Genomic DNA, 13,535 nt, shown 5'->3' on the forward strand with positions numbered 1-13,535 from the left:
ATGTTGCCTTTACAAGAAAGGCTGTAACTTTCTGCAAGCAGAAGAATTACATTTTTGATTTTTTTGAAATCACATCAACAACAAGTGCTCACACAGATTGTTTGATTAAATTGTTAAAGAGCGTGCCTTGCGGCTAGGCGGCGTATATTACGCGCCTTTCGAACATTGTCAACGTTTTAATTTAACTTAATTTCGAAGCGAACTACGAAGCGTTAATACGTTAAAAACTATTCTCAAACTCGGTGGGTAACTTGCGCTACATCCCGTGTCTGTGGGGTCGCATTATAGGGATTGAGATCACATTGGCAAGTGTTTTATTACGATTATTTGCAATTAATTTTTATACCTAGTTTGAACACAAGTTATCCACAATTTTGCTTTTGTTATCCACACTTTTGTGTCGTATAGTGGCCTTTTATTATGTCGATCAAGAAGGTTTATTATGTTTCCTACACTACGTCCTTATAAGAATATCTATCCTACAATCGGTGATGCTGTTTATATTGACCCTTTTTCTTCTATTATTGGTGATGTAACACTCGCTGATGATGTCAGTATTTGGCCTATGTGTGTATTACGCGGTGATGTACATTCTATTTCTGTTGGTGCTCGCACCAATATTCAAGATGCTTCTGTATTACATGTAGCCAGAAAAGGAGAAGCTTCTTCTACTGGCTACTCGCTGGTCATTGGCGAAGACGTTACTGTAGGACACAAGGCAATGTTACATGCCTGCCAAATTGGCGATCGTGTTTTGATTGGTATGGGAGCCATTATATTAGACAATGCACACATTGAAGATGATGTTATTATTGCGGCTGGTTCATTAGTGCCCCCTAATAAAGTATTAGCTTCTGGCTTTTTATATGTGGGTTCACCTGCAAAACCTGCTCGTGCATTAACAGAAGCTGAGTTTGCTTTTTTAAAACGCTCTGCTAGCCACTATGTTAATTTAAAAAATGAGTATCTTGAAGAAACACCTTCATAACGGTGATAGTCATAAGTAGAAACAACTTTCATACTTATATTATTAAATCGCGCTAGATTATTAAGCAGTATATTGGACTCTTTATATTAAGCCCCATGTACTGCTACTTCTTTTACTCAAAACCTATCGTTTCTTCATCACCTCTACATTACCTATATCTATACCTTTATCAGTTCTATCCTTTTTTATCTTCTTATCCTTATTTTCTTATCTGTACTTTCTTATCTGTGTTTTGTAATCACTGGATTCTTATTCATATAAATAATAGCTATTTAAAGCGTTGTTATGTGATTGCGACGTTTTCCGTCAGCAATTCAAATAAGCGATCACATTACTAACACCTTAATGATTGCCGCTTACCTATTAATTCGCATTGTTCTAACAACTTTAGTGAGCAGCCAATAATGACGCACTTTATATTAAGCTGCTAAATCCACTTGATGATTCAATTTCATTATTTTTAAATATTACTTATTTTCAGCTACCTACTTACCACATTATTTTTCTGTCTCTCGCGTTCGTTTGCTCTCACTTTCTGCATTAATAAGGGTTTTATTTTACACCTCTAAATTGATACCTAAATAACAAGGCTATACCTTTTGTCACGTTAGAACATAAACACCTCTAACGGCTTTCTTTAAACAATCTATTTATAAAAGGAAATACGATGAAAAATGTATACTTTGATCATGTCCAAACCCCAGCAATACCTTCACTACTAGCAAAACTTCCTTATTGGCCAACGCATGTTAAACGAGATATTGCAGCGCGCAGCTGGAGTCAAACGGATATTAATGAGCAGATAAATTTAGCTGAATGGCAACAATATTTGCATGACTTACCAAAAGACCCTTATGTTGAGACGCGTTGGAAAAGTATGTCTTGGCTTTATTTTACTGAGGGTGGCGATCTTAAAACATTAGATAACTGTCCTATGGCACAGGGTGGTGCTTATAACGATGCCGATACGATGGCTGATAAATTACGTCACTATCCTGCAATGGATAAGACCTTTTTACAGCGTGAAGATGTGCAAGAGTTTATTAAAGCATGGGCGGAACTTTGGAATATCAACCCACAAGAGCCGATCTTGATGCAAATCACAGGTGTCAAAGGAAAGCAGTCGTTAGATCCTTTACAAGGTCAAGGCATCCATCAAGATGGTAGTCAGTTTTTAAGTATTCTGGTGATTAATAGAGAAAATGTAACTGGGGGGTTAAATACTATCTATAAGGATAAAGCGGGCAAACAGTTAATAGCGGATAGCACATTAGCGCCGGGTGAAATGATGCATATTCGCGATAATGAGGTTTTTCATAACATCTCATCTGTGCAACCACTCGATCAACAACAACCTTTTGAGCGATTTATCATTATTATTAATGCTCGTTTTAACGATACCTTTCAAAATCGTATTTTACGTCAACACTTTCCTGACGCGGTACTTCATAACAGTTAAAAATTGTATTAGGTGCTTATAGTAAGAGTTAATTCTCAATATAGTTGATCTACACCAGTGCAGACCAGCCTACTTAATAAGATAAGGTATTATTTCTTAAACAGAAATAATACCTTTTTTCTTGTTTTAACTTTTAGTCATTTCTTTATGCAATAACATACTTGTTTTGTAGTTTAACTCTAGCGCTTTTTCACTATTAGCATGCTCACTGACAAACATCGCACAATCTTTTAACACTTTATCAGGCATGGTTGCTTTACTTTCAGGACTAAAACCTAGTTTCATAAAGAAATCTGGCATACGAGTTAATGCAAACAATCGTTTAATCGCTAATTTTTCAGAACGTTTAACTAGAAGCTCTACGATTGCACTACCTTGGCCACGACCTTCATAACCAGGTTCGATACCTATTGAACGAATTTCAGCTAAACCAGTGTCATAAATATGAACCGAGCCACAACCTGCGACTATTCCGTCCAGTTCAGTGACAACAAACTCATCAATTGATTTTGCTAAATCTGATTTATCACGTGGTAAATTTTCACCTTTTTCCACCCAGTAATTAACCATTGACTCAATACGGTCTATATCGTCAACATTTGCTGATCTAATCACAATACCTGACTTGCCGCGTTTAGATAAACGTTGCTCAGCTTCTGTTAATGCAAACTCCACTTGATGTGGTGAAACACCACCTAATGCGGTACGCGCAGCTAACGTTGCTTCTAATGTTAAGGTTGGATAAACATCATCTTCAATCACGCTAGAGAATTGTTTAAACTCTGCAACGGTTAACTCTTCTAATGGTACGCCTTTTTCGATCGCCGACACCACAGCGACACCTACGATATGGTGAGCTTCACGGAAAGGGATCCCTTTGGCTACTAAATAGTCGGCCAATTCTGTTGCATTTGAGTAACCACCTTGTGCAGCTTCTTTAGTACGCTCTTCATTAACCTTAAGGTTTGTTAAGGCCATTGCACCCATTTCTAGGCAATCGCCCCATGTATCTAATGCGTCAAATAGCCCTTCTTTGTCTTCTTGCATATCTTTGTTATACGCAAGCGGTAACGCTTTTAATGTCATTAACATACCTGCTAATGAACCAAATACACGGCCAGACTTACCACGAATCAATTCCATTGCATCTGGATTTTTCTTTTGTGGCATTAATGAAGAACCTGATGTCACTTGATCTGACATTTCAATAAAGCCAGACTCACCACTGTTATAGAAAATTAAATCTTCAGCCATACGTGATAGATGTACCATTGATAATGTTGCACAACTCATCAATTCAACAACGTGGTCACGGTCTGATACTGAATCTAAACTATTGCGTGTTGCGCGTTTAAAGCCTAGCGAATGTGCTAGTACAGTTCTATCCATCGGATAACCAGTACCGGCTAATGCGCCACTGCCTAATGGGCAAGTATCCATACGGTCAATACAATCTTCTAAACGACTATGGTCACGCTCTAACATTTCTAAATACGCTAAACACCAATGTGAAAATGTCACCGGCTGAGCACGTTGTAAATGCGTGTAACCTGGTAATACAACAGATTGATGGATACGTGCTAATTCAATCAACTTAGCTTCTAATGTATTAAGGTGAACAATTAACTCTTGGGCGGTTTTTTTACACCATAATTTTAGGTCGGTAGCAACTTGGTCATTTCGGCTGCGTCCAGTGTGTAGTTTTTTACCCAAATCACCGACTTTATTGATTAGCTGCCCTTCAACCCAAGAATGGATATCTTCAGCGTCAGATTGTAAAACTTGCTCTGGGTTGGCTTGCACTGAAACTAGTAATTCATTTAAGCTTTTATCAATACTAATTTGTTCATCAGAAGTTAATACATTTACCGCTAACAACGCTTTTGACCATGCTATTGAGCCAATAATATCCTGTTCAGCTAAACGGTAGTCAAACTTCAAGGAATCATTAAATAATTTAAATTTTACGTCTGCCGCTTGGCTAAAACGTCCGCCCCATAGTGCCATTTGTTACTCCATTCTGACTTGGCAATGATGCCAAACCGATTCGTTAAAGGATTGATATTAAATTCTATTCTATTTATAAACACACTTATTTTTAAAAGCGCTTATAAATAGAAATTCCTGCCCCGACAATCGGAGCAGGAATTTTAAAGGTATTTTTGTTTATTTGTTACTGTTTAGCTTACGAATACGGCTAGACAGTGAATATAAACGGATAAAACCTTCAGCATGTTTTTGGTCATATACGTTGTCATCCCCAAATGTAGCAAACTCTTCAGAGTAAAGGCTATTTGGAGAACGTTTCTTAACCGCTGTTGCTTGTCCTTTGTAAAGACGAACAACCACTTCACCGTTTGCATCTTTTGCTAGTGACTCAGATGCCGCTAATAAAGAACCACAAAGTGGTGTAAACCAACGACCGTCATACACTAAGTGAGCAAATTCTTGGCCCACTTGATCACGCCAGCGACGAGAAGGTTTGTCGTGTACTAGTTCATCAATACCACGCAGTGCAGTGACCATCACTGTACCTCCCGGCGTTTCGTAACAACCACGAGACTTCATACCAACCGTACGGTTTTCTGTGATATCGATACGGCCAACACCATGAGCGGCTGCTTTCTCGTTTAATACCATTAACGCATCGTAAGGAGAAAGTTCAACACCATCAACCGCAGTAACACGTGCATTTTCAACTTTTAACGTAACGTATTCAGGCTCATTTGGTGCATCAAGCGGATCAACCGTTAATGTCCAAACACCTTTACTTGGTTCGTTGTATGGGTCTTCTAGCTCGCCACCTTCGTGCGAAATGTGCCATGCATTTGCATCACGGCTGTAGATTTTAGTCGCGCTTGCTGTTGTTTCAATATTACGCTCAGCAAGGTAGTCCAATAAATCTTCACGAGAAACCATATCCCACTCACGCCAAGGTGCAATAACTCGTAGCTCTGGTGCTAGTGCAGCAAAACAGCTTTCAAAACGGATTTGGTCATTACCTTTACCAGTACAACCATGACAAACTGCATCAGCACCTACTTTTAAAGCCACTTCAACTTGTGCTTTAGCGATGATTGGACGCGCCATAGAAGTACCTAATAAGTAAGTACCTTCATATACAGCGCCAGAAGCAATCGTTGGGTAGATATAGTCTTTAACAAATTCTTCTTTCAAGTCAACGATATGACATTCAGAAGCACCTGAAGCAATTGCTTTTTCGTGCAAACCAACTAATTCTTCTGCTCCTTGGCCCACATCGGCACAAAACGCTACGATTTCACAATCATCATAAGTTTCTTTTAACCATGGAATGATTGCTGATGTATCTAGACCGCCTGAATAAGCGAGAACAACTTTTTTAACTTTACTCATTGATTATTTCCTTTCGTCTACATCTATTTGTTAATTAAGGTAAGCATTATAGCGTTTTGTATGTGCATTCTATTTTCAGCTTGATCAAAAATCAATGAAGCTGGACCATCCATTACATCAGACGTGATGTCTAAACCGCGATGTGCAGGCTGACAATGTAAAATATGTTTAATACCTGTGTCATCAAGTAATGCTTGGTTAATTTGGTATGGCATAAATTTAGCTTTGATTTGCTCTAATGGCGTATCATCGCCCATTGATAACCAAGTGTCGCCATAAACAACGTCATAACCTTTAATATCTTCAATATTATTAGTTACAGTAATTGTAGCACCTGTTTCTTTTGCGATTTCTTCTGCTTTTTTAAGAATTTGTGCATCTGGACTATGTCCTAATGGACAAACTGCAGTCACGGTTGCACCTAAGATAGCACCAGCAATGAATAACGAATGTGTAACATTATTACCATCGCCGATATAAGCCAATTTCACTTTTGTTAAATCATCGTAGTTTTGCGAGATGGTTAAAAAGTCAGCCATGCCTTGGCATGGGTGGTATAAATCACATAATGAGTTAATAACAGGTACTGAAGCGTACTCTTGCATCTCAACCAATGTATTGTGGTCAAATACACGTGCAACAATACAATCTGCCCAGCGAGATATATTTGCGGCAAAATCTTTAACGTCTTCGCGGCTACCCATTGCACCATTAGTCTGATCTAAATAAACCGCATGACCGCCTAATTTATTCACACCAATATCAAAGGTGACACGCGTACGCAGTGATTGTTTCTCAAATAAAGTAACAACGCTTTTACCGGCTAATGCCTGTGCATATTTACTTGGATTTGCTTTTAAATCTTTACCCAATGCAATCAAGTCTAATGCTTGTTGTTGAGTCATTTCCATGCCGGTTAATAAATTTTCCATTGTCACTCTCTATTTAATCTTTATTTAATTACTTTGGTTCCCACTGCTTTACCTGCAAGCAATGACACTAAATTTTCAGGATTCTTCCAACTTGCTAACATCACATAACCTAATTCATCGGCGGCTTGTAATGCGGCTTTTACTTTCACAGCCATACCATCTTGAATCACATTTTTAGCGATAAGTGTATCAGCTAGTTGCGTATTTAACTCAGGAATAACCTGTTTCTGTGCGTCCCATACGCCATCAACATCGGATAAAAATACCAACTCTGCCCCCACTAGCTCACAGATAGCAATAGCCGCTTGGTCTGCATTTACATTATATAAATTACCATCTTCACCAATTGCGATTGAAGAAATAACCGGTAAGAAGTTACCCGCTAATAACGTATTAATCAGTGTCGGGTTATTAGGGCTACATATGCCTACGGCACCTAAGTCTGGATCCATCTGTTTTACTGAACAACTAAAGCCATCTGCGAGTGATAAGCCAACAGCTGACAAACCTGCTTGTAATGCTTTTGCCATCAATAATTTATTTGATGTACCTGCAAGGGCACCTGCAACATAAGGAATTTGATCAAATGGTGTAATACGTAAACCATTTTTCTTTTCACTTTTAATGTTCATTTTACTGAGCACGTCTTCAACAATCACACCACCACCGTGTACCAGCAATAACGGGCGCTGTTGTGTTGCTAAATATTCCGTTAACGCAGTGAATAAATTGGTCAATGCTTGATTGTTTTCTAATACTGCTCCACCTAGCTTAATGAGCAGTGGTTTTTGTTGTGATTGTGATTGTGATTGTGTCATTGAAAATCCGTTTTATAAAATAGAAGTCGTCATATCAAAACCAAAACGTAAATTAATGCATTGCATTGCTTGTGAAGAAGCGCCTTTAAGCAAATTATCAATCGCACTAAATACCACTAGGTCTTGGCCATCAAGCGCCCAACCTAAATCACAGAATGGGGTGCCGACTACATTCTTCAGGGCAGGGAAAGTCCCTTCCATTAATCGCACTATCGGTTTATCTGCATAAGCAGTTTGATATGCTTGGTTTACTTGTTCAGCCGTGACACCTTCATTTAGTACCACATTAATACTGGCTAAAATACCACGTTTGAAACTGCCTAAATGTGGTGTAAATACCACGTCAGTGCCTAAGTGTTGATCAATCTCAGGTTTATGACGATGAGTGAAAACACCGTAAGGCTGTAAGCTCACTTCACAAAAACTACTCGCAACATTCGCTTTACGCCCTGCACCACTTACACCGCTAGTCGCATTAATCGTTGGTTTTATACCTTGTTTAATAAAACCAGCTTCAAACAAAGGTTTTAATGCAGTTAAAGAAGCTGTTGTGTAACAGCCAGGTACTGCAATTAGGTCAGTCTCTTTTACCTGTTCAGCGTTCCATTCTGCTAAACCATAAACAGCCTGTGCTAATAATTCAGGGTATTGATGTGTAAAGCCGTAATATTTTTCATAGAAACCTACTGATTGAACACGAAATGCACCTGATAGATCAAATACCACCGTATTCTCAGCTAAAAACAAAGGGGCTAAGTCATGGCTCACTTCATGAGCGGTCGCTAAAATAACGATATCAATATTTTCACAGGCCGCTTTAATTCCGCTTACACCAAGAGGTTGTAATGGTAAATCCACGCAACCGCGTAAATTGCCGTATAAATCGGAGATTTTTTTGCCTTTATCTAAGCTACCTTCAGAAACATACAATCCAGATAATTCGATACTCGGATGGCGCGTTAAAAACGTCGCTAATTCTGCTCCCGTGTAACCGCTAGCTCCCACTACAATCGCTTTTAACATAAAGAAAATTCCTGTTTAATTACTAACTTAATACGTGATAAATAAACTCGATTAACAGTATAAAGGTAGAGTCACTTGATATAAAGCTATACTCTAAATCAAAGTGACTATTTATTCAATAAATGTGAATAAATATATAAAAAATGTTAAATTGTTTTTTGCTTGTATCAATTTGTTTATTTTGACTTATAAAAGCCACACAAAAATCTATTGTAAGGATATGAATATAAAGCGATTTTATTTGAATAATCTTATTTTTAAATTCATTCTTTTATTGGTTATTACCGTGTTATAGCTAATTACCGCCCTGTTTTACAGGTCCAATAAAATGATAAATTTGATTGCGTTGAATAAAAGATAAAAAGTCAGCTAATCCATTATTTTTTTATGAGCATAAAAATAGCTTTAATATTACGCACAATCAGGCATAAAATAAAAATGCTTAAGTATTTAGAGCCACCACGGAGTAATGTAAAAAATTGTAGTAAACACAGAATATGCCAAAGTAGGTTTATTCATTAATAAATATCATCTTTATGACTCGTTGTATTAAGAGTGTGATCTTGTATCAATAAAATAAGTGATTTTCCTATTAATAGATCATTTATTTTAGCCACAACAGTGGAACAGTGAGTTAATACAATGAGCTTAAGCTCAATATTAAGGAACAGTATGTCATTACCAGCTTTCATCGACTTATATAAAGACCTTATCAAACTACCTTCCATTAGCTCTACAGATGGTGCATGGGACCAAAGTAACGTTGCCGTGATCAATCAACTTGCAGAATGGTTAACTGACCTCGGCTTTAGTACCGAAATAATAGAAGTAAAAGCTGCACCGGGAAAGTTTAACTTGGTGGCAACCCTAGGTTCAGGTGACGGTGGCTTATTGCTTGCAGGCCATACCGATACGGTTCCTTATGACGAAGGAAAATGGCAGACGGATCCATTCCAAGTGGTAGAAAAGGACAACCGTTTATATGGTTTAGGTACTATCGATATGAAGGGCTTTTTTGCTTTTGTTATAGAAGCATTAAAAACAATTGACCGAAGCAAACTCACCAAACCGTTACGTATTTTAGCTACCGCAGACGAAGAAACGACCATGTCTGGTGCACAACAGATCTCCGAGCAAAAACATTTCAAGCCTGATTATGCGGTGATTGGTGAGCCAACTGGGATGGTACCGGTGACCATGCATAAGGGGCACATGTCTGAAGGGATCCGCATTACCGGCAAAAGCGGTCATAGCTCAGATCCAGACAAAGGATTAAATGCCATTGAAGTCATGCATTTAGTCTTATCTGAACTTAAGAAAGTACAGCAAACTTTCAAAGAAAAATATAACAACCCACACTTTGAAGTGCCCTACCCGACACTCAACTTTGGTGCGATCACTGGGGGTGATAGCCCTAACCGTATTTGTGGCTGCTGTGAATTACATATTGATATGCGTCCAATTCCTGGTGTCACCACTAATGAATTATTTATTACGGTGAAACAGGCATTAACTGAAATTGAAAAACGCTACCCGAATAGTATAGAAATGTTTCATTTACATGAGCCGATCCCATCTTATCAGTGCCCACTTCATTCAGATTTGATCGATAATGCAGAGATTTATACCGGTAATAAAGCGACCAGCGCCAATTATTGTACTGAAGCGCCATTCATTCAAGCATTAGGTTGCGATACCATCGTCCTAGGCCCGGGTCATATTACTCAAGCACATCAACCTAATGAATTTTTAGATCTTTCCTTTGTAAAACCAACGCAAGAGGTAATAACAAAACTTATTCAACATTATTGTTCATAAAATATAAGTGTATTTTTTTCCGTAATTAAATTACGAGAAAATTATTTACAAGAAAAGAAATACGCAATGCAAGCGAAGCTAGATTGACTAGCCTCTTCATTGTGGTATTTTATTTAGTTCTACGACAAGAAATTGTAATTTTATTACAGGAATAGGGAAGTACGATGACAGAAGAATATGCAAACCTGCGAGGCAATGTTAGTTTATTAGGTCAATTACTTGGAAAAAGTATTAGCGACCACCTGGGTGAATCATTCCTTGAAAAAATTGAAAACATTCGTCAGCTTTCTAAATCATCTCGCGCAGGTAATAACCAAGATGGCGAGCGTTTGATTGAAGTGTTATCAAACTTAAGTGACCATGAATTATTACCAGTGGCACGTGCATTCACGCACTTTTTAAACCTAGCCAATATCGCAGAACAATTCCATGGCATTTCTCGCCATTGTGATACTGGCGTTTGTGCACCTGAGCCGCTACAGCAATTAATCTCAAAGTTAAAAAGCAGCGATATCTCAGAAGAAGAGATGCAAAAAACAGTTGCTGAATTAAAAATGGATATGGTGCTAACAGCACACCCAACGGAAATAACACGTCGTACTTTGATCCACAAACACAGTGCCATTAACCAATGCTTGAGTCTTTTAGAACTCACTGATATCTCTGATAAAGAGCGCGACCAACTGTTAGTACGCCTTGAACAGTTAATTACACAAGCTTGGCACACCAATGACATTCGTAAAAACCGCCCGACACCTGTTGATGAAGCAAAATGGGGTTTTGCGGTTATTGAAAACAGCTTATGGGAAGCAGTTCCCCAATATGTGCGAGAATTAGACAAAACCTTACAAGATGGTTTAGGTATCTCATTGCCACTTGATGCATCGCCAATTAAGTTTACGTCATGGATGGGTGGAGACCGAGATGGTAACCCATTTGTAACGGCTGAAGTTACCAAAGAAGTATTAATTACTAGTCGTTGGGTCGCTGTCAGTTTGTACCTTGAAGATATTCAGGAACTAACAAAAGAGTTATCAATGGATAACTGCGATCCAGCTTTACGCGCTATTGTGGGTGAAGGTGTTGATGAACCTTACCGTGCAATCCTACGTAAATTACGTACAGAACTAAAAGAAACCTTAACGGCATTAAGCGCAACCTTGCAAGGCCATGAAAGCAATGCAAAAGATATCATCATCACAACTAAGCAGCTTAAACAGCCATTAGAGTTATGTTACAACTCTCTGATCAATATGGGCATGGCTTCTATTGCGAACGGGTTGCTATTAGATATTTTGCGCCGTGTAAACTGTTTTGGTGTCAACCTGGTTAAGTTAGATATCCGTCAAGATGGTGAACGTCATGGTGATACCTTATCTGAACTAACACGTTACTTAGGTATTGGCGATTACAACGCTTGGAATGAAGAGGACAAACAAGCCTTCTTATTACAAGAGCTAAATAGTAAACGCCCGCTTATTCCTTCTGCTTGGAAGCCTTCCGCTGACGTTCAAGAAGTATTAGATACCTGTAGAGTTGTTGCAGCAACTGACCCTGAAGCCTTAGGCATTTATATTATTTCAATGGCTCGCCAAGCGTCTGATGTGCTAGCAGTGCAATTGCTACTTAAAGAAGTCGGTTGTCCATTCCGTATTCCTGTTGCTCCATTATTTGAAACATTGGACGATTTGAATAATGCAGCCGACGTTATGAAACGCTTATATGCAGTTGATTGGTACCGTGGTTATATTAACGGTGAGCAACATGTCATGATTGGTTATTCTGATTCAGCTAAAGATGCTGGCGTAATGGCGGCTAACTGGGCGCAATACACCTCACAAGAAGCGCTAATTAAAATCAGTGAAGATAACGACATTCAATTAGTATTGTTCCACGGCCGTGGCGGTACAATTGGTCGTGGCGGTGCACCAGCACAACAAGCATTATTGTCACAACCTCCAGGTTCTTTAAAAGGTGGATTACGTGTAACAGAGCAAGGCGAGATGATCCGCTTTAAGTTTGGCTTACCAAAAGTAGCGGTACACAGTTTGAACCTTTATACCGCGGCTATTTTAGAAGCTAACTTACTGCCACCACCAGCACCAAAACAAGAATGGCGAGATGTAATGCAACAATTTGCAGAGCAGTCATGTGAAGAGTATCGCCACTTTGTACGTGATGAGCCTGACTTTGTGCCTTATTTCCGTAGCGTGACACCAGAGTTAGAGTTAGGAAAATTAGCTTTGGGTAGCCGCCCCGCTAAGCGTAAACCTAACGGCGGCGTTGAAAGTTTACGTGCAATTCCATGGATTTTTGCTTGGAGTCAAAACCGTTTGATGTTGCCAGCCTGGTTAGGCGCAGGTACATCACTTAAAACATTACTCGACGAAGGTAAAAAAGACCTGTTGCAAGAAATGTATGTTAACTGGCCTTTCTTCCATACTCGTTTAGAAATGTTTGAAATGGTATTCATGAAGGCTGATGAAGAGTTAACTAAGTTTTATGAAGAACGTTTAGTACCAAAAGAGTTATGGCCTTTAGGCGAACGCCTACGTGAGAACCTGAAGTTAACACGTGAAACGGTTTTAGAAACCATTCCAGATCACCAGTTAATGCAAGAACAACCTTGGATAAAAGAGTCAATCAAACTACGTAACCCGTATGTTGATCCACTAAATATGTTGCAAGCTGAGTTATTGTCTCGTTCACGTTCATGTGAGAAAAATGAAACGATTAACCCAGATATTGACCAAGCGTTAATGGTGACTATTGCAGGTATCGCGGCTGGTTTACGTAATACAGGTTAAGGTTTAATAAACAACTAAAATAGCAATTTCATAATATTGCTTTAGCAGCCCTTTTGTAATGATATAAAAGGGCTGTTTTTTTATCATTAATTATATTCTGCTCTGTCCCTGCTGATAATTATCCTCATCTTCTGTCCACATTAAAACTAAATAGCTCAGTAACCAAATCTTCAATCACCAAAGCAGTAGAAAAATCATATTGTCATAGCCCTGCCTTAATTACTCAACCTGCTTAGCTTTTTGTCTGATAACACGATGTCTTTATTTTCAACTTTTTTATGGTGGTTTTGATAAGAGTGAATATGATAAAATCCA

At 38.6% G+C, this 13,535-nt stretch carries 9 protein-coding genes; 4 read left to right on the forward strand and 5 right to left on the reverse strand.

Features of this window, described 5'->3' with window-relative positions; translation table 11 throughout:
* The first annotated feature begins 442 nt into the window (after nucleotides 1–442).
* Both H592_RS0104740 and H592_RS0104745 read left to right on the forward strand, forming a co-directional pair.
* Complete coding sequence (locus H592_RS0104740; protein WP_028867764.1) at nucleotides 443–988, forward strand: gamma carbonic anhydrase family protein; 546 nt, start codon at nucleotides 443–445, stop codon at nucleotides 986–988.
* A 667-nt stretch (nucleotides 989–1,655) separates the two neighbouring features.
* Nucleotides 1,656–2,447 carry a 2OG-Fe dioxygenase family protein gene (locus H592_RS0104745; protein WP_156916072.1) on the forward strand — a complete coding sequence of 264 codons (792 nt, stop codon included), beginning with the start codon at nucleotides 1,656–1,658 and terminating at the stop codon, nucleotides 2,445–2,447.
* Nucleotides 2,448–2,573: 126 nt separating this feature from the next.
* Here the strand turns inward: H592_RS0104745 and argH are convergent, their stop codons facing one another.
* From argH to argC, 5 genes are all read right to left on the reverse strand, one after another.
* Nucleotides 2,574–4,454 carry an argininosuccinate lyase gene (argH, locus tag H592_RS0104750; protein ID WP_028867766.1) on the reverse strand — a complete coding sequence of 627 codons (1,881 nt, stop codon included), beginning with the start codon at nucleotides 4,452–4,454 and terminating at the stop codon, nucleotides 2,574–2,576.
* 159 nt (nucleotides 4,455–4,613) lie between these two features.
* Complete coding sequence (locus H592_RS0104755; protein WP_028867767.1) at nucleotides 4,614–5,822, reverse strand: argininosuccinate synthase; 1,209 nt, start codon at nucleotides 5,820–5,822, stop codon at nucleotides 4,614–4,616.
* Between the two features lie 23 nt (nucleotides 5,823–5,845).
* Nucleotides 5,846–6,754, reverse strand: coding sequence for an ornithine carbamoyltransferase (locus tag H592_RS0104760; RefSeq protein WP_028867768.1), 909 nt, complete (start codon nucleotides 6,752–6,754; stop codon nucleotides 5,846–5,848).
* 20 nt (nucleotides 6,755–6,774) lie between these two features.
* Nucleotides 6,775–7,572 carry an acetylglutamate kinase gene (gene argB, locus H592_RS0104765; RefSeq protein ID WP_028867769.1) on the reverse strand — a complete coding sequence of 266 codons (798 nt, stop codon included), beginning with the start codon at nucleotides 7,570–7,572 and terminating at the stop codon, nucleotides 6,775–6,777.
* Nucleotides 7,573–7,584: 12 nt separating this feature from the next.
* Nucleotides 7,585–8,595, reverse strand: a complete 1,011-nt coding sequence (gene argC / locus H592_RS0104770; RefSeq protein ID WP_028867770.1) for an N-acetyl-gamma-glutamyl-phosphate reductase — start codon at nucleotides 8,593–8,595, stop codon at nucleotides 7,585–7,587.
* A gap of 672 nt (nucleotides 8,596–9,267) precedes the next feature.
* On the opposite strand from argC, the gene argE reads away from it, so the two are divergent.
* Both argE and ppc read left to right on the forward strand, forming a co-directional pair.
* Nucleotides 9,268–10,413: an acetylornithine deacetylase gene (gene argE / locus H592_RS0104780; protein WP_028867771.1), complete on the forward strand. Its 1,146-nt coding sequence runs from the start codon at nucleotides 9,268–9,270 to the stop codon at nucleotides 10,411–10,413.
* Between the two features lie 164 nt (nucleotides 10,414–10,577).
* A complete protein-coding gene (gene ppc, locus H592_RS0104785) occupies nucleotides 10,578–13,220 on the forward strand; it encodes a phosphoenolpyruvate carboxylase (RefSeq protein ID WP_028867772.1) in 2,643 nt (880 codons plus the stop codon).
* Nucleotides 13,221–13,535: the final 315 nt, after the last annotated feature.

The organism is Psychromonas arctica DSM 14288 (assembly GCF_000482725.1).
Taxonomy (GTDB): Bacteria; Pseudomonadota; Gammaproteobacteria; order Enterobacterales; family Psychromonadaceae; genus Psychromonas; species Psychromonas arctica.